The sequence below is a fragment of the Streptomyces sp. CA-146814 genome, assembly GCF_050942385.1.
GTDB lineage: Bacteria > Actinomycetota > Actinomycetes > Streptomycetales > Streptomycetaceae > Streptomyces.
The window spans coordinates 743,948-760,612 of sequence record NZ_CP192068.1; the positions used below are offsets into that span (position 1 = coordinate 743,948).

At 71.5% G+C, this 16,665-nt stretch carries 16 protein-coding genes and 1 riboswitch; of the genes, 10 read left to right on the top strand and 6 right to left on the bottom strand.

Annotated features, from left to right (window positions below):
* Positions 1-64: 64 nt before the first annotated feature.
* Entirely contained in the window at positions 65-634 is a 570-nt protein-coding gene (locus tag ACQP09_RS03220; RefSeq protein WP_433395830.1) for a Clp protease N-terminal domain-containing protein, read from the bottom strand.
* Positions 635-890: 256 nt separating this feature from the next.
* On the opposite strand from ACQP09_RS03220, the gene ACQP09_RS03225 reads away from it, so the two are divergent.
* Together ACQP09_RS03225 and ACQP09_RS03230 are read left to right on the top strand one after the other, a co-directional pair.
* Positions 891-1,106, top strand: a complete 216-nt coding sequence (locus ACQP09_RS03225) for a hypothetical protein (RefSeq protein WP_404070441.1) — start codon at positions 891-893, stop codon at positions 1,104-1,106.
* 61 nt (positions 1,107-1,167) lie between these two features.
* Positions 1,168-1,605: a type II toxin-antitoxin system Rv0910 family toxin gene (locus tag ACQP09_RS03230; RefSeq protein WP_433395832.1), complete on the top strand. Its 438-nt coding sequence runs from the start codon at positions 1,168-1,170 to the stop codon at positions 1,603-1,605.
* A 56-nt stretch (positions 1,606-1,661) separates the two neighbouring features.
* Here the strand turns inward: ACQP09_RS03230 and ACQP09_RS03235 are convergent, their stop codons facing one another.
* Positions 1,662-2,273, bottom strand: a complete 612-nt coding sequence (locus ACQP09_RS03235) for a PadR family transcriptional regulator (protein ID WP_432152626.1) — start codon at positions 2,271-2,273, stop codon at positions 1,662-1,664.
* A gap of 351 nt (positions 2,274-2,624) precedes the next feature.
* Between ACQP09_RS03235 and ACQP09_RS03240 the strand changes: the two genes are divergently transcribed.
* The 4 genes from ACQP09_RS03240 (at position 2,625) to ACQP09_RS03255 (ending at position 5,468) form a co-directional block, all read left to right on the top strand.
* Entirely contained in the window at positions 2,625-3,884 is a 1,260-nt protein-coding gene (locus tag ACQP09_RS03240) for an MFS transporter (RefSeq protein WP_433395834.1), read from the top strand.
* A gap of 209 nt (positions 3,885-4,093) precedes the next feature.
* Entirely contained in the window at positions 4,094-4,345 is a 252-nt protein-coding gene (locus ACQP09_RS03245; RefSeq protein ID WP_433395836.1) for a DUF6400 family protein, read from the top strand.
* Positions 4,329-4,556, top strand: coding sequence for a hypothetical protein (locus ACQP09_RS03250; RefSeq protein ID WP_433395838.1), 228 nt, complete (start codon positions 4,329-4,331; stop codon positions 4,554-4,556). The genes ACQP09_RS03245 and ACQP09_RS03250 overlap by 17 nt, the downstream gene beginning before the upstream one ends.
* A gap of 90 nt (positions 4,557-4,646) precedes the next feature.
* Complete coding sequence (locus ACQP09_RS03255) at positions 4,647-5,468, top strand: PhzF family phenazine biosynthesis protein (protein ID WP_433395839.1); 822 nt, start codon at positions 4,647-4,649, stop codon at positions 5,466-5,468.
* 19 nt (positions 5,469-5,487) lie between these two features.
* Here ACQP09_RS03255 and ACQP09_RS03260 read toward each other — a convergent pair whose 3' ends face one another.
* Positions 5,488-6,267, bottom strand: coding sequence for a CPBP family intramembrane glutamic endopeptidase (locus tag ACQP09_RS03260; RefSeq protein ID WP_404070431.1), 780 nt, complete (start codon positions 6,265-6,267; stop codon positions 5,488-5,490).
* A 196-nt stretch (positions 6,268-6,463) separates the two neighbouring features.
* Here ACQP09_RS03260 and ACQP09_RS03265 point away from each other — a divergent pair, with 196 nt between their 5' ends.
* On the top strand, positions 6,464-8,254 hold the full coding sequence (locus tag ACQP09_RS03265; protein WP_433395842.1) for a substrate-binding and VWA domain-containing protein: 1,791 nt from the start codon (positions 6,464-6,466) through the stop codon (positions 8,252-8,254).
* Positions 8,255-8,318: 64 nt separating this feature from the next.
* On the opposite strand, the gene ACQP09_RS03270 is transcribed toward ACQP09_RS03265, so the two are convergent.
* Positions 8,319-9,824 (bottom strand): glutamate--cysteine ligase, encoded by a 1,506-nt coding sequence (locus ACQP09_RS03270; RefSeq protein WP_433395843.1) that lies wholly within the window; start codon positions 9,822-9,824, stop codon positions 8,319-8,321.
* Between the two features lie 483 nt (positions 9,825-10,307).
* On the opposite strand from ACQP09_RS03270, the gene ACQP09_RS03275 reads away from it, so the two are divergent.
* Together ACQP09_RS03275 and ACQP09_RS03280 are read left to right on the top strand one after the other, a co-directional pair.
* Positions 10,308-10,892: a hypothetical protein gene (locus ACQP09_RS03275; RefSeq protein WP_433395845.1), complete on the top strand. Its 585-nt coding sequence runs from the start codon at positions 10,308-10,310 to the stop codon at positions 10,890-10,892.
* Between the two features lie 315 nt (positions 10,893-11,207).
* A complete protein-coding gene (locus tag ACQP09_RS03280) occupies positions 11,208-11,414 on the top strand; it encodes a DUF5999 family protein (protein WP_007452228.1) in 207 nt (68 codons plus the stop codon).
* Positions 11,415-11,509: 95 nt separating this feature from the next.
* Here ACQP09_RS03280 and gcvP read toward each other — a convergent pair whose 3' ends face one another.
* Entirely contained in the window at positions 11,510-14,395 is a 2,886-nt protein-coding gene (gcvP, locus tag ACQP09_RS03285; protein ID WP_433395847.1) for an aminomethyl-transferring glycine dehydrogenase, read from the bottom strand.
* 193 nt (positions 14,396-14,588) lie between these two features.
* A riboswitch (glycine riboswitch) is annotated at positions 14,589-14,686 on the bottom strand.
* Positions 14,687-14,841: 155 nt separating this feature from the next.
* On the opposite strand from gcvP, the gene ACQP09_RS03290 reads away from it, so the two are divergent.
* Entirely contained in the window at positions 14,842-15,213 is a 372-nt protein-coding gene (locus ACQP09_RS03290; RefSeq protein ID WP_432152633.1) for a PRC-barrel domain-containing protein, read from the top strand.
* Here the strand turns inward: ACQP09_RS03290 and ACQP09_RS03295 are convergent.
* Positions 15,135-16,586: a DNA polymerase IV gene (locus ACQP09_RS03295; RefSeq protein WP_433395849.1), complete on the bottom strand. Its 1,452-nt coding sequence runs from the start codon at positions 16,584-16,586 to the stop codon at positions 15,135-15,137. The genes ACQP09_RS03290 and ACQP09_RS03295 overlap by 79 nt on opposite strands.
* Positions 16,587-16,665 lie beyond the last annotated feature (79 nt).

Sequence of the window (16,665 nt, forward strand, 5' to 3'; positions counted from 1 at the left end):
ACAGCAGCCGACAGGACCGTCACCTCCGTGACACCTGTCGAGACGCCGACGTCGAACCCGGGGCTCACCTCAGCCGGGACGCCTCCGCCGTACGTTCCACCGCCCGGCCCGACAGCCACCGCGCGTCCACGCCCGCCCGGCCCAGCACCTCCACCGCACGGGACTCGCCGTCGGCGGCCAGTGCGGCGAGGAGGTCCAGCCCGCCGGCGCGCGGCTCCCCGCGCCGTCCGGCCCGGCGCAGGGCGTCCTCCATCGCGGTCACGGCCGCCGGCGACCAGCCCTCCGTAGCCGGATCCCGTACGACGGGAACGGCCCCGGAGTCCTCCACCGAGCCCTGCCAGCGGAGCCCGTAACCGATGCTGCGCTGCACGAGGTAGCCGAGCACCTTCGCGAGCTGCGGTCCGCCGTCGAAGGCCTCGCGGACCTCGGGATCGCTCTCGATGAGCGAGTGCAGAAGATGGGCGGTGTCGATCTGCCGGTCACCGTCCCGCAGCGCACGCCTGCGCGCCCCTGTCACCACCGAGGCCAGTTCGACGGTGAATCTGGCGTCGGGGCCGTCGGGACTGTGGAAACTGTGGGGTCCGACGGGGTTCGGGGCGGGCTGTTCGGGGATCCGCGGCGTCCGGTTTTGCACTACTCCACCCCATCAGTCCCCGGCCGGCGAAGCATCGGCGGAGCGGCCCATTCGCGCGTCCCACCCAAGTTGGGCACACCGGAGCGACCCCTCATCCCTGCGGATGAGATCGGGCCACGGCGTACAACCATCACCCTCAGGGGGGCGCGCCGCCTTGCGCCGCACGCCCCCGGGCAACCGCCGCGCCCGCGCACACGTCCCTCAGACGACAGCACGCATCAGCACGCATCGGCTCCGGGCGGAAGGGGAACGGCGGTTGTTCTGGATGGTCGCTCTGCTCGCCCGGGACGGGATGGAGTACGTCTACCGCGTGTACGCACCGGACGACGCTCTGCCCGCCGATCTGTTCTGGACCGCCTTCCACTGCCATGACGAGGGCCCGCACCCGCGCGCGTCGGACCGGTTCGACGCGGCGGAGATCTGGCGGGCGGAACCGGCGGCCCCGACCAACCTGACGGCACATCAGCATTGAATGTTGGAGCGGCTGCCGCTACCTTCCGCGCACCGTAACCGGAGGAAGCAGAGGTGGTCGCATGGCCGAGGTCAGCGCGGAGGCACGCATCGAGGCACCCGCCGAGAAGGTCTGGGCGCAGCTGACGGACTTCTCGTCGTACGGCGAGTGGAACGCCACCCACACCAGCTTCCCCAAGGGCGGCCCGGCGGCACTGGAGACCGGGGCCACCTACGAGGAGAACATGAAGCTCATGGGCTTCCCGGCCGAAGTGACATGGACGGTGGCGGAGCTGGAGGACGGCCGGCTGCTGACGACCCGGGGCAAGGGCCCGATGGGGGTCAACCTGGCGATGCGCTACTCCCTGGCGCCTTCGCCGGACGGGGGTGCCACCACGGTCCGCATCGAGGGCGAGTTCGCCGGCGCGGCGGTCTCCCTGATGGGCGGCAAACTCAAGGACTCGGCGACGGCGGCGCTCCAGGAGTCCCTGCGCAAGCTCGACGGCCTGGTCACGCCCTGACCGCATGAACGTGGCAGGGGTCCCGCCGGAAGCGGGACCCCTGCCACAACGCCTGCTCAGTGCTCGTCGGCAAGAATCAGGTAGAGCTTCTTACGGGCGTCGTTGATGACGGTCAGCGCCTTCTGCCGCTGATCGGCCGAACCGGTCTTCCAGACCTGCCCGAACGCCTCCATCAGACCGAATCCGGCCTGGCGGATCTCGTTGACGCCTTCCCAGTCCGCTCCGCGCCCGGCCTCTTCCCAGGGCGCCTCGGGACCGGACTCGGCCTCACCGCGTCCGGAGTCGGTGAGCGTGAACAGCTTCTTGCCGCCCTCGCTCGCGCTGACGATCAGCCCCTCGTCCTCCAGCAGCTGGAGCGTCGGGTAGACCGAACCGGGGCTGGGCTTCCAGGCCCCGCCACTGCGCTCGCCGATCTCCTGGATCATCTCGTACCCGTGCATCGGCCGGTCCTTCAGCAGGGCCAGGATCGACGCCCGCACGTCACCGCGCCGCGCCCTCCCCCGACCGCCGCCCCGGCCACGCCCGCCACCGAAGGGCCCGCCGCCGAACGGCGGCCCGAACGGCCCGAAGGCGGCGCGGCGGCCGTCGTGGCCACCTCGACCGTGATGACCGGGCCCGTAATGCCCCGGTCCGTGCTCATGCCCGTGCTCGTATCCGTGTGAACGCATCGCTACGCTCCTTTCATCGTCGACCTGTCGCGATACTTCAACGATATATCGGAAGCTATCGTCTGGCAAGGAGCTGCCCTGGTGGGTACCCACGCCCTGGGCGGCGGCCGTAATCGCCTTTCGCCTCTCGCCGTCGAGCGCTAGCGTGCGGGGCCACGAGTGGCCACGAGGAAAGCGGTGAGGCATGCCCGGTCGTCCGAGCGCGCGTTGACGTCGTAGGCCGGATCCGGCCCGTCATCGCGTGCTGCCCCTGAGATCGCGGCACAGCGAGCCCTCCACCCCGCCCGAAGCCCGGGTGCGCCTTCGCGCGCCGGGCCGGCGGTCCTCGTTCCGGCGACTCCAGAGGTTTCCGTGCCGTCCTCCCCACCCTCCTCCCCACCCTCCGCCGCGCCCTCCTGCGTGTGGCGTGATGCCGACTTCCGCAGACTCTGGGCGGGCCAGAGCGCCTCCCAGCTCGGCGAACACACGACGCTCGTCGTCCTCCCGCTCGTCGCCGTCCTGACGCTGCACGCCGGCGCGGGCCAGTTGGGCGTCCTCCGTGCCGTGGGGCAGGCGCCGATCCTGTTGCTCTCGCTCCTCGCGGGTGCCTGGGTGGACCGGTGGCGGGCCCGCACGGTGATGGTCCTGACGGACGCCGCCCGCGCGGTGGTGCTGGGCGCGGCCGCCGTGGCCGGCCTCCTCGGGCTGCTCGGTCTGCCCGCGCTGTTCGTGGTGGCCTTCACGGTGGGAGCACTGTCCGTCCTCTTCGACGTGGCCTATCAGGCCTCTCTCGTACGGCTGGTGGGACGCGACCAGCTCCTCCCAGGCAACAGTGCGCTGGAAGGCAGCCGGTCGGCCGCGCAGATCGGCGGCCCCGCGCTCGGCGGCGCGCTGGTGTCTTCGCTCTCGGCGCCGGTCGCCGTGGCCTCAGGGGCGTTCTTCTTCGCGGCGTCGTTCGTATCCCTCCGTCGGATCCGCCGGGCCGAGTCCGTACCGCACCACCACGAACGCGCCCCTCGGATCCGCGAGGGTCTCCGCTTCGTCGCCGGACACGCCCTGCTGCGGGCCGTGTGCCTGGCCTCGGCGGCCTTCCAGTTCTCCTTCGCCGCCACGATGACCGTCTACCTGCTCTTCCTCCCCCGCGAACTGCACCTGCCGGGCGCCACCATCGGCCTCGCCCTCGCGGCGACCGGCCCGGGCGCGCTCCTCGGGTCGGTCCTGGCCGCGCGGCTGCCCGGACGGTACGGCCATGGCATGGTGCTGGTGTCCGCCGCGGTGCTCGGCAACGGCGCCCTGCTCTGGGTGCCCGCGCTGCACGGCTCGTCGGCGGTGACGGTGCCGGCGCTCCTGGCGGTCAACTTCGTGTTCGGGACCTTCGGCCAGCTGGTGAACGTCACCGTCATGTCGGTACGGCAGGCCGTCACGCCGGACGGGATGCAGGGCCGCGCGGCCGCGACGATCACCTTCGCCGGCATGGGCCTCACCCCGCTCGGCTCACTCCTCGGCGGTGTCCTCGCACAGGGGTGGGGGCTGCGCACCGGCCTCCTGGTGGCGGCCGCGGGGATGATGCTGTCCCCGGCCGTCATGGCCGCGTCACCACTCGTACGCCTGGGACGGAAGCTCCCGGTATGAGGTGGGCCACAGGCGCGCGTACGGTACGGGATCGGCGCCGGCGCTCCCGTACCGGCAACCGCCCTCCCTCGCCCGCCGATCCGGGAGCACCGCACCCGGACGGCCGCCCCGACTCCCCCCACCAGGCGACTTAGGTCACCCTTCCCCGCCGCCACGGGGGCCTGGTACAGATGGTGAGGTTTCCCCCGACACCCACCGGAAGCACCGCCATGAGCCAGGACCGCAACACCGCCCTCGTCCCCTTCTCCATCGACCTGACCTTCGAGGAAGCCCGGCGACGGGCCGCGGTCGTCGCCGGGCTCGGGCCCGACTGGGAGCCGATGGCCGCCCTCCGCGGCGAGGACGAGGCCTACGCCCTGCTCTACTCGGGCCTCGACGCCGAGCAGCAGCGCACCTACGACCGGCTGGTGGCCGCCGGTGTGCTGCCGGGTGAGGATCCGGGCCGTGCGGCTGCCCGTTGATCCGCAGGCGGACACCGCCCGGCGCGCCTGGGTGACCTGCCCCGCCTGCGACGACGCCCGCCACTGCGCGACCTGCGCGGACCGCCGCACCTGTGGCGAACACTGGCGCTACCTGATCTCCACCAACGGTCCGGTCCTGCACCTCCAGTGCCCCGGCTGCACGCACACCTGGTCGCTGAACACCCGGCCGGGCCGTACCCCCTGCTCCTGAGAACCGCCGACGCGCGCCCGGCGGACAAGGAGGCCAGGAACCCGCGATTGGCCTTGGTCCGCTGCCGCACCGCCGTTCTACGGTCGCCCCATGAGGATTCGTATCGTCGACGCGTTCACCGACCGCCCCTTCTCCGGCAACCCCGCAGGCGTCCTCCTGCTGGAAACCGCCGCCTTCCCGGACGCCGAACGGCTCCAGGAGATCGCCACCGAGGTCAACCTCTCCGAGACGGCCTTCGCGCACCCGCTGCCGCCCGGCGGCGAGGCCGACTGGGCGCTGCGCTGGTTCACGCCGGCCACCGAGGTCGACATGTGCGGCCACGCCACGCTCGCCACCGCGCACGTCCTGCACATCACCGGCCGGGCCACCGGCACCGTACGGTTCACCGCGCGCTGCGGGATCCTCACCGCCACCGCCCGCCCGGACGGCTCCCTCACCCTCGACTTCCCCACCGCACCGCTGCGTGAGGAGACCGCGCCGCCCGGCCTCGCCGAGGCACTGGGAGCGGAGCCGGTCACGGTCCACGACACCGGCGAACACATCGGCGACCTGCTCGTCGAGCTGCGCGACGAGGCGACCGTACGGGCTCTGCAACCGGACTTCGCCGCCCTGGTGGCCCACTCGCGGCGCGGCGTCATCGCCACGGCCGCCGCCGAGGACCCCGCGCGCGGCTACGACTACGTCTCTCGCGGCTTCTTCCCGGGCGTCGGCATCGACGAGGACCCGGTGACCGGCAGCGCCCACACCGCGCTGGCCCCGTTCTGGTCGGCCCGCCTCGGCCGCGACGACCTCACCGGGCTGCAGGCCTCGGCCCGCTCGGGGTTCGTACACACCGCCCTGCGCGGCGAGCGCACCCTGCTCACCGGCGCGGCGGTCACCGTCATCGACGGCGAACTGCTCACCACCCTCTGAGCCCTGGAACAGGCCGTCCCTACAGCGTCGGCAGCCAGTCCACCTTCCCCGCGAGCAGCGCGTACCCGACGAACGCCCCGATGTCGAGCAGCGTATGGGCGACGACCAGCGGCCCCACCCGGCCCCAGCGCCGGTACAGCAGGACGAAGACGACGCCCATCACCATGTTGCCGATGAAGCCGCCGATGCCCTGGTAGAGGTGGTACGAGCCGCGCAGCACCGAGCTGGCCACCAGCGAGGCCATCGGGGTCCAGCCGAGCTGGTCCAGCCTCCGCAGCAGGTACGCGACGACGATCACCTCCTCCACCACGGAGTTCTCCGCCGCCGAGAGGATGAGCACGGGGAACTTCCACCAGACGTCGGGCAGCGACTCCGGTACGACGGTGAGGTTGAAGCCGGTCGCGCGGGCGATCAGGTAGAAGGCGAGCCCGGCGCTGCCGATGCCCGCCGCGATCAGCGTCCCGCGACCGAGGTCGAACCAGGGCCTGGTCCGGTCGAATCCGATCGTCCGCAGCCCGGCGCCCTCCCTGATCAGCAGGTGCGCCACCAGCGCCACCGGCACCAGGGCCGTTGCGATTCCGAACATTTGCCAAGCCAGATCCAGCCATGGACGGCCCGGGGCGTACGAACCGTTCAGCGTCGCCGCCTGGTCCTTCAAACCCCCCGGTTTCGTCAGCGATCCGACAAAACTGATGAGCGCGGAGACCGCACTCGCGCCCAGCGAGAGTGCCAGGACCAGCACCGTCTCCGACCGCAAGATCCTTCGTGATACGCCCTCTTGAGGATAAGAATCAGCCACGCGCCCCGCCTCCACCGGTCCACCTGCCTTTTGTTCTGCAATCGCGTCTCATCCCGCCCACCGTCCCGCTAGGGTCTCGAATGCAGGTACGAAGATCATGCGCGACAGGCCGGGGGACGACCACCATTGCCGATGGTGCGGTCCCCCTTTTCCTTGTTCACCGTTCATCGTTCGTCTTCAGGGGGGCACCACCGACATGGGACGCCACAGCTTGCCCGACGCCCACGCGCCGGAGGAACGCGGGGGCACGTCTCCCCGGCGCCGGCGTCGCACCATCGCCATCGCCACGCTGCTCGTCCTCGCGGTGGCGGCGGGAACAGGGGTGGCGGTCAACAGCGGCCTGCTGTCGTTCTCCGAGTCGTGCGAGGACTCCGCCGTACGCCTGTCCCTGGCCGCCTCACCGGACATCGCGCCGGCGGTCCGGGACATCGCCGAGCAGGCCCTGGCGGACGAGGTGAGATCCGACGGCCACTGCCTCGACGTGGAGGTCGTGGCCCGCGACTCCTACAAGGTCGCCGACACCCTCGCGAGCGGCACCGAGGCACCGGACTTCCAGGTCTGGCTGCCCGACTCCGACCTGTGGCTGGACCGGGCCGAAGGGCTGGGCACCGGCACGCCGATCTCGCCCTCGGACTCGGTGGCCTCCTCGCCGGTGGCCCTCGCCATGGTGCCGTCCGCGTCGAAGCGGCTGGGCTGGCCGGAGAAGACGTACTCCTGGGCCGAGGTGGTCACCGCCGCCCTCACCACGGACAAGGTCCGCCTCGGTGCGGCCGATCCGGCGCGCAGCGCCACCGGCCTCCTCGCTCTCACCAGCATCGGCGGCTCCTCCGCGCAGCAGGGCGGGGACAGCGACACCCGGGTCGCGGAGACCGCGAAGGTGCTGGCCGAGCGGATGTCGGACAGTGACGCGCAGGTGCTGGAGACGCTGGCGCGGAGCGGCGCGGGTGCCGAGGAGGGCAATCCGAAACGCAACCAGGCGGTCCTCATATCCGAGCAGGCCGCCTTCACCCACAACGCGGAGGCCACCGGCAGCGGCAAGCTCGACCTCTTCTACCCGGAGGACGGCACTCCGCTGCTCGACTACCCGTACACGCTGGTCGACGAGGAGAAGCTGACCCTCGCCCAGTCCCGCGCGGCTCTGCGCTTCATGACCCTGCTCAACGACAAGAGCTCACGGAACGTCCTCGCCCGGCACGGGTTCCGGCCGCCGAGCGGAGCCGCCGAGGACACCGTCGTGGCGTCGGCGGGCGGCAGGTCACCGCAGCCGTACGCCACTTCGGCGGCCGAACCGCCTTCGGCGAAGCAGCTCCAGGAGATGCTGGGGATGTGGACGATCACCGTCCAGAGCGCCCGGCTGACCACGGTGGTCGACGCCTCGGGCTCCATGGCCACGCCGGTGCCGGGACGCGGCCTGTCGCGGATGGACGTCACGAAGGAGTCGCTCATCCAGGCGCTCGCCCAGTTCACCCCGGACGACGAGATCGGCCTGTGGGAGTTCGCCACGACACTGGACGGTGCGAAGGACTACCGCAAGGTCATGGAGACCCGCCGGCTGGGCGACCCGGTCCAGGGCGGCTCGACCCACCGGGAGAAGCTGTCGGCGGCGTTCGCGGGGCTGCAGCCGGTGCCGGGTGGGGCGACCGGGCTGTACGACACGACCTTGGCCTCGTACGAACAGGCCCGGTCGACCTTTGTGAAGGGCAAGTTCAACGCTCTGGTGATCCTCACCGACGGCTCCAACCAGGACGACGACGGCATCTCCCGGAGCGGGCTGATCGACCGCCTCAAGGAGCTGGCCGACCCCGAGCGCCCCGTCCCGATCATCGCCATCGCGGTGGGCCCGGACGCCGACCGCGAGGAGGTCGCCGAGATCGCGCGGGTCACCGGCGGCGACGGATACGAGGTGAGCGACCCGGCGGAGATCCAGGCCGTCATCCTCCAGGCCATCATGGCCGCCGGCCAGAACGGCCGCGCCGCCCAGGAGTGAGGGCGGCGCGGAGACCCGGCCGCCCTCCTTCCCGTACGGAAGCACGCCACCGTACGAACGTGCCTCAGGGCGCCGGGAACCCCACCGCCCAGGTGTGCACCGGCTCCCCCGCGTGCATCAGCTCGGCGTAGCGCCGGGTCGTCGCCGCCAGTGCCGCTTCCCGTCCGAGTCCGGCCTCCAGTGCCCGGCGGTAGGTGGCGACCTGCCAGGAGGCTCCGTTGACCCGGCGCTTGCAGCGCTCCTCGATGACCCCGAGGTACCGGTCCCGGTCGGCCGGCTCGATCTGCCAGGCGTCGAGCCCGGCGGCGGCCAGCGGCAGCAGCTCCTCCTGTACGAGCTGTACGGCGGGGATCCTGGCCAGTCCGCCGGCGCGGCCCGGGCGCGGCCAGAGGAGTTCGGCCTCGATGCCGTGCCGGCAGGCCTCGGTGAAGTTCTCGGCGGCGGCCTCGAAGGGCAGCTTGCTCCACACCGGGCGGGACTCCTCGGCGAGCGCCCGGACGAGTCCGTAGTAGAAGGCCGCGTTGGCGATGACGTCCGTGACGGTGGGCCCGGCCGGCAGGACCCGGTTCTCCACGCGCAGGTGCGGGACACCGTCGGCGACGTCGTACACCGGGCGGTTCCAGCGGTAGACCGTCCCGTTGTGCAGGACCAGCTCAGCCAGCTCCGGCACACCGCCCTCGTCCAGGACCCGCAGCGGCTCCTCCTCCTCGCAGATCGGCAGCAGCGGCGGGAAGTAGCGCAGGTTCTCCTCGAAGAGCTCGTACGCGGAGGAGATCCACCGCTCCCCGAACCACGTCCGGGGCCGCACCCCCTGGTTCGCCAGCTCCGGCGGCCGTACGTCGGTGGCCTGCTGGAACAGCGGCGGCCGCGACTCCCGCCAGAGCTCCTTGCCGAAGAGGAACGGGGCGTTGGCGCCCAGCGCGATCTGGACGGAGGCGATCGCCTGCGCGGCGTTCCACACGTCCGCGAACCGGTCCGGGGTCACCTGCAGGTGCAACTGGACCGAGGTGCAGGCCGATTCGGGTGCGATCGAGGGCGAGGAGCAGACCAGGTGGTCCACGCCTTCGATATCCAGGGTGAAATCCTCGCCGCGGGCCGCCGCCATTTGATCGTTGAGCAGCGTGTAGCGGTCCACGTCCGAGAGATTCGCCGAGACCACGTCGTGCTCGCCGAGCGTCGGCAGGATTCCGATCATGATGATCCCCGCGTCCACCTCACCGGCCTTGCGGTGGGCGTAGGCGAGACCGGTCCGCAACTCCTCCGAGAGCTGATCGAATACCCGGCCGCCGAGCCGGTGCGGAACGATATTTACTTCCAGATTGAACATCCCGAGTTCGGTCTGGAAATCCCGGCTCGCGATGCGCTGGAGCACTTCCTGATTCATCATCCGCGGCAGACCGTCGGAGCCGGCGAGATTCAGCTCTATCTCCAGCCCCATCAGGTTTCGCGGACGGTCGAACCTCCGCTCCTCCAGCAGTCTGCCCAGCCCCTCCAGGCACTGGTTGAGCTTGGTCCGGTATACCTGCCGATCGGACAGGTCAACGGCTCCCGCCACGACCTTCTCCCCCATCGAGGGGTCCCTCCTCCAGTGGTCGGCCCGCCGACCGGGCCGCGCGCATCACGATCGATAATGCCCAGCGGGAGTGATCCGTAACGCCCCACAGCCCTCCGGAAACCCGCTAGGCTGGGTGAAGGAGACCGGGGCACATTCCGGGGGCACACGGCGAGCGGCATTTTCGCCCGGAGAGTGCGTGGCGGAATGACCGATGAGTTTCGGCCTACCGCTCCGCCGAAAGAGGCGCAGGCCGGGGTGGAAAACGGCCGATCAAATCACCAGGAAACCCGCATTCCGAAGTCCGGATGTCGCCTTGCGCGAAATATCCCCGGCAGCTAGCGGAAACACTGTGTGAACACGTGTCGTATAAACTCCGACTGACGAGGCAGAGAGTTGACGCAACCCGCCCGTCATCGGCCTCCTCTGGCCCCGCACGCCGACAGCGCCGTCTGCACCCGCCCACGCATCACCGTGTCTCCAAGTGAGAGGCGACCCACTATGCCGCTGCATGTCCCCCCGGCTCCCGCGCCCGCCCTGCGCAGTGTTCTCGCGGCCCTCGGTTCCCCCACCGCGGTCCGTCAGGCGCGCACGTCCGCCCTCCGGTCCGCCCAGGGACCACTCAGCCCCGAACTGCCGCTTCCCGTGCACGTCCTGGACCGGATCGCTCCGACCAGAACCGCACCTCGAACCCGACTGGCGGCCTGGCGCTTCCTGATCCGGAGCGAGGGCCGGGCGATCGCCGCCGCGGACACCATGCTCACGCCGGACGGCTGGAGCTTCTCGCACTTCTTCGAGGGCCCCTATCTCGCCTCGACGGAGCTGGCGGTCCGCCAGGCGGAGGCCTCCGCCACCGCGTACCAGGCGAGACTTCTCTCCATCCCGGAGCTGTACATGCTCACCCTCTGGCTGCACGACGACACGGAGGACGACGCCTCCACCGGGGTGCTCGCCCCGGCCGACGTCCTGGTGCCGCTGGCGCCGGCGCCTCCGGGCATCGCCGCGCACCGGCCGCACCGGGTCGCCGATCTGCTGCCCGTCATGACCCTGCGCGTGGCACCCGGACCGCTGCTCAGCTCGGCCTGACCGGCGGCCGGGAGGGATAGGCCCCCGCGGTGACCCGTACGCCCCTCGGCGGAACGGGCCACCGCGGGGGCTCCCTCTTACCCACTCGGACTAGCCCGGTCCGGCCACCCCGAACCACCCGAAGGGACAGTGCAGTTGCGGTGAACCGTCCGCGCGGGTGACGCGTCATGAGAGGAGTACGGGAGCTGCCGCGAAATCCCTGCGGAATCACCCCCGTAGGGCAACACTGGGACCGGACCGACTGATACGGGGGCGGCCATGAACCACTCATCCAGCCGCAGGACACTCGACTCGACGCAGCGAAAGAACCCATCCATGTGCCAGCACCAACCACCCTGCCCCACCGCCGACTCCCCCGACCGGGAGGCGGCCCGCCTGACGGCTCACCACCCGGAACAGGGCTGGAGCCTTCTGTGCAACGGCGTCCTGCTCTTCGAGGACACCGGCGAGCTGCTGCCGGACGGGCAGATCATCGCACCGCACCGGCCGTTGGCGGCAGGCCGTGTGGTGAAGGCCGCCTGAGGGCGGACATCAGGAACCAGCTGTACGGAGAAGGGGCCGGCCCGGGGAACTCCCCGCACCGGCCCCGACGCATGTCAGCCGTATGCCCCTGAGGGTCAGCCGTCGTACTCCTCCAGCGGCGGGCAGGAGCAGACCAGGTTGCGGTCGCCGAAGGCTCCGTCGATACGGCGGACCGGCGGCCAGTACTTGTCCGCGGCGGAGACACCGGCCGGGAAGACGGCCTCCTCGCGGCTGTAGCCGTGGTCCCAGTCACCGCCCAGCGCGGCGGCGGTGTGCGGGGCGTTGGCGAGCGGGTTGTCGTCCGCGCTCCACTCGCCGGACGCGACCTTCTCGATCTCGGCGCGGATCGCGATCATGGTGTCGCAGAACCGGTCGAGCTCGGCGAGGTCCTCGCTCTCGGTCGGCTCGATCATCAGCGTGCCGGCCACCGGGAACGACATGGTCGGCGAGTGGAAGCCGTAGTCGATCAGCCGCTTGGCGACGTCGTCGATGGAGACGCCGGTCGCCTTGGAGATCGGCCGCAGGTCGACGATGCACTCGTGCGCGACCAGTCCGGCCGGGCCGTTGTACAGGATCGGGAAGTGCGGCTCCAGCCGCTTGGCGATGTAGTTGGCGGCCAGCACGGCGACCTGCGTGGCGCGCTTGAGCCCCTCGCCGCCCATCAGGCGGACGTACGCCCACGAGATCGGCAGGATGCCCGCCGAGCCCCACGGGGCGGCCGAGATCGGGCCCACACCGGTCTCCGGGCCCGCGGCGGGCTGGAGCGGGTGGTTGGGGAGGTACGGGGCGAGGTGCGCGCGGACGCCGACCGGGCCGACGCCGGGGCCGCCGCCGCCGTGCGGGATGCAGAACGTCTTGTGCAGGTTGAGGTGCGAGACGTCGCCGCCGAACTTGCCGGGCTTGGCGAGCCCGACCAGCGCGTTGAGGTTGGCGCCGTCGACGTAGACCTGGCCGCCCGCGTCGTGCACCTCGCCGCAGATGTCGGCGACGTGCTCCTCGAAGACCCCGTGCGTGGACGGGTAGGTGATCATGAGGACGGCCAGCTCGTCACGGTACTGCTCGATCTTGGCGCGCAGGTCCGCGATGTCGACCTCGCCGTCGTCGGCGGTCTTCACCACGACGACCTTCATGCCCGCCATGACCGCGCTGGCGGCGTTGGTGCCGTGCGCCGAGGACGGGATCAGGCAGACGGTGCGCTGGTCGTCGCCGTTGGCCCGGTGGTACGCGCGCACGGCGAGCAGGCCCGCGAACTCGCCCTGGGAGCCGGCGTTCGGCTGGATGGAGACGGCGTCGTAACCGGTGACCTCCGCCAGGCGCTCCTCCAGCTCGCGGATGAGCGTGAGGAAGCCCTGCGCCTGCTCGGCCGGGGCGAAGGGGTGCAGCGCGCCGAACTCGGGCCAGGTGATGGACTCCATCTCGGCGGTCGCGTTCAGCTTCATGGTGCAGGAGCCGAGCGGGATCATGCCGCGGTCCAGCGCGTAGTCCCGGTCGGCGAGCTTGCGCAGGTAGCGCAGCATCGCGGTCTCGGAGCGGTGCTGGTGGAAGACCGGGTGGGTCAGGATGTCGTCGGAGCGCAGCAGCACCTCGGGCAGCGCGTCGGCAGCCGAACCGTCCAGCGCCTCGATGTCGGCGTCGGCGCCGAAGGCGGCCCACACGGCGGAGAGCTGGGCCCGGGTGGTGGTCTCGTCGCAGGCGATGGAGACGTGGTCGGCGTCGACGCGGCGGAGGTTGACGCCGCGCTCGCGGGCGTCCGCGACGATGTCCGCGGCCTTGCCGGGCACCTTGACGGTCAGCGTGTCGAAGAAGTCGCCGTGCACGACGTCGGCGCCGGCGGCACGCAGGCCCTCGGCGAGGATCGCGGCGTAACGGTGGGTGCGGCGGGCGATCGTGCGCAGCCCGTCGGGGCCGTGGTAGACGGCGTACATCCCGGCCATGACGGCGAGCAGCACCTGTGCCGTACAGATGTTGCTGGTGGCCTTCTCGCGGCGGATGTGCTGCTCGCGGGTCTGCAGGGCCAGGCGGTAGGCCTTGTTGCCGTCGGCGTCGACGGAGACGCCGACGAGGCGGCCGGGCAGGGAGCGGGCGAACTTCTCACGGACCGCCATGAAGCCGGCGTGCGGCCCGCCGAAGCCCATCGGAACGCCGAAGCGCTGGGTGGTGCCCACCGCGATGTCGGCGCCGAGCGCGCCGGGCGAGGTGAGCAGCGTGAGGGCCAGCAGGTCGGCCGCGACGGTGACGATCGCGCCGAGCTCGTGGGCCTGCTCGATGACGGGCTCGATGGCGCGGACGGCACCGGAGGCGCCCGGGTACTGGAGCAGGACGCCGAAGACGCCGCGCTCGGCGATCTCGGCCGGGATGCCGTCGCTGAGGTCGGCGACGACGACCTCCACGCCGGTCGGCTCGGCGCGGGTCTGGATGACGGCGATGGTCTGGGGCAGGGTGTCGGCGTCGATCAGGAAGACGCCGTTCTTGACCTTGCCGACGCGCCGGGCGAGCGCCATGGCCTCGGCGGCCGCGGTGCCCTCGTCGAGCAGGGAGGCGCCGGAGGTGGGCAGCCCGGTCAGCTCGGCGACCATCGTCTGGAAGTTCAGCAGGGCCTCCAGGCGGCCCTGGGAGATCTCCGGCTGGTACGGCGTGTAGGCCGTGTACCACGCGGGGTTCTCCATGACGTTGCGCAGGATGACGGGCGGCGTGAAGGTGCCGTAGTAGCCGAGGCCGATCATCGGGGCGAGCACCTTGTTGCGGTCGGCCAGCGACCGCAGTTCGGCGAGCACCTCGGCCTCGGTGCGGGCCGAGGGAAGGTTCAGGGCCTCCGCACTCTTGATCACGTCGGGCACCGCGGCGGCGGTCAGCTCGTCGAGGGAGCCGTAGCCGACCTGGGCGAGCATCTTCGCCTGGGCCTCGGCGTCGGGCCCTATGTGGCGCTGCTCGAACGGAATGCCCTGCTCCAGCTGGGAGAGCGGAGTGCGACGGGGGGTCATGGTGGAGGCCTCCTGGTCTGTCACGACCTGCGAGGGGCACCACGGCGCGGGTGCCCGAACGGCCTCCCCCTCTGTCATCTCAACCTGAGAGCTTCACCGGCGCGCCCGGAGGCGTGCCGACTTTCACCGTCGGTGAGGGTCGGATCCGTCCCGGCATCTGCCCGCACGAACCCGCCCTGCTTTCCAGAGTGACCTCGTCCGTGCGGTACGGGGGCCTGAGAGATTCCGGGGAGGATTTGCTCCTTCGGCGCCTCCGGATTCTGCACCGGAGGACTCTCCCGCACGGGGTCAGCAGCCACTTGCCAGCCTACCAGCGGCCATCCCCGTGGAGTCCTCGAGTGGCCGACGCCACGGATCTGCACTTGTCTGGTGCTGGTGGAGCGAGAGGGACCCTCGTGACGCGACCGGGGAAACCCCTTGAGCAGAAGCGACCAGTGGGAGGCACCGTGCAGACCGATATCGATCCGCGCCGCCTGATCGGCCGCAAGGCGTTCGATCGCAAGGGCGCCAAGATCGGAACGGTGGATGAGGTCTATCTCGACGACGCGACGGGCGTCCCCGAGTGGGCGGCCGTACGCACCGGCCTCTTCAGCCGGGACGCCTTCGTCCCGCTGGAACCCAGCGAGTTCGTCGAGGACACGCTGCGGGTCCCCTTCGACCGCGCGCTGATCAAGGGCGCCCCGGACTTCGGCGTCGGCCGGCACCTCTCCCCGGAGCAGGAGCTGCAGCTCTACCGCCATTACGGGCTGGACTCCCCGCCCGCCGCGGAGACCGCCCCCGACCGCGACTTCGGCAGGCTGGCGGGCCAGGAGGAGTAGTCGACCGGGTCGCGGACCAGCGGCAGCGGGTCGGCCGGGCTCAGCTCCGGGTCGTCGATCCGGAACGTGACGACCCGGCCGACCGGCCCGCCGGGCTCCTCGAACCGCACCGTCACCCGCCCCACCCCGCTCCCCTGCACCCAGCCGTGGCCGTGCGCCGCGTGGCGGACGTCGTGTCCGGCGGGCCAGCGCCGGGCGGCGAGCTGCTCGGCGCTCTCGGGCTCCTCGTCGACCGGCTTCCTGTCCTCGTCCGCGACCGGCTTCTCGGGCGCCTCCGCCCGTTTCGCCAGCTCCCGGGCGTCCGCGGCCTGCGCGAACAGGTCCTCCTGCGTGAAGTCCGCCAGCCCCGTGACGCCCACGCCGAGCAGCCGTACGCCGCCGGTGGTGTCCACCGCCTCCAGCAGCCTCGCCGCCGCCTCACGGACCACCGTGGGGTCGTCCGTGGGGCCTCTGAGGGTCTCGGAGCGGGTCAGGGTGGAGAAGTCGTACCGGCGCACCTTCAGCACCACCGTGCGCCCCGACCGGTCGGCGGACCGCAGCCGCTCCACACACCGCACGGCCAGCCGCTCCACCTCCGCGCGCACCCGCACCCGGTCGTGCAGGTCCACGTCGAAGGTGTCCTCGACCGATACGGACTTGGCGTCCCGCTCGGCGACCACCGGCCGGTCGTCGAGCCCCAGCGCCATCCGGTAGAGCCCGTGGCCGTGGGCCTTGCCGACCAGCCGTACGAGCTCCGCCTCGCCGGCCTCCGCGAGGTCGTGGACGGTGGTCATGCCGGCGCGCCGCAGGTGGTCGCCGGTGGCGGGTCCGACGCCGGGCAGCGTCCGTACGGACATGGGGGCCAGCAGCTCGCGCTCGGTGCCCGGCTCTATCAGCACCAGCCCGTCCGGCTTGGCCTGCTCGGAAGCGATCTTGGCGAGCATCTTGGACCCGGCCAACCCGACGGACCCACTGAGCCCGGTCACCTCCCGGATGGCCGTACGCAGCCGCTCCCCCGTCACCTGGGCCGACACCGAGTCGTCCGCCACCCCGCCCGCCTCCAGGTCGACGAAGGCCTCGTCCAGGCTCAGCGGCTCCACCAGCGGCGAGAGCCGCCCGAGCAGCTCCATCACCTGCTCGCTCACCGACCGGTACAGCGGGAAGCGGGGCACCAGGTAGGCGGCGTTCGGCGCGAGCCGCCGGGCCTGGGCCGTCGGCATCGCGGAGTGCACGCCGAGGATCCGTGCTTCGTACGAGGCGGTGGCGACGACCCCGCGAGGGCCGAGGCCGCCCACCACGACCGCCTTTCCGCGCAGGCTGGGCTTGGCTGCCTGCTCCGCCGAGGCGTAGAAGGCATCCATGTCCAGGTGGAGGATGGTCGGCGCGGGTCTCACACCTCCGATGCTGCCCTACGCCACTGACAACGGGGCGGCCCGGCACTCCGTGGAGTGCCGGGCCGCCCCGTTGTCGGTA

Bases quoted from the DNA above. Each gene is read 5' to 3' on its own strand.
- gcvP (WP_433395847.1), bottom strand. From the start codon at position 14,395: ATGACCCCCCGTCGCACTCCGCTCTCCCAGCTGGAGCAGGGCATTCCG.
- ACQP09_RS03265 (WP_433395842.1), top strand. From the start codon at position 6,464: ATGGGACGCCACAGCTTGCCCGACGCCCACGCGCCGGAGGAACGCGGG.
- ACQP09_RS03235 (WP_432152626.1), bottom strand. From the start codon at position 2,273: ATGCGTTCACACGGATACGAGCACGGGCATGAGCACGGACCGGGGCAT.
- ACQP09_RS03280 (WP_007452228.1), top strand. From the start codon at position 11,208: ATGTGCCAGCACCAACCACCCTGCCCCACCGCCGACTCCCCCGACCGG.
- ACQP09_RS03245 (WP_433395836.1), top strand. From the start codon at position 4,094: ATGAGCCAGGACCGCAACACCGCCCTCGTCCCCTTCTCCATCGACCTG.
- ACQP09_RS03255 (WP_433395839.1), top strand. From the start codon at position 4,647: ATGAGGATTCGTATCGTCGACGCGTTCACCGACCGCCCCTTCTCCGGC.
- ACQP09_RS03275 (WP_433395845.1), top strand. From the start codon at position 10,308: ATGCCGCTGCATGTCCCCCCGGCTCCCGCGCCCGCCCTGCGCAGTGTT.
- ACQP09_RS03270 (WP_433395843.1), bottom strand. From the start codon at position 9,824: ATGGGGGAGAAGGTCGTGGCGGGAGCCGTTGACCTGTCCGATCGGCAG.
- ACQP09_RS03230 (WP_433395832.1), top strand. From the start codon at position 1,168: ATGGCCGAGGTCAGCGCGGAGGCACGCATCGAGGCACCCGCCGAGAAG.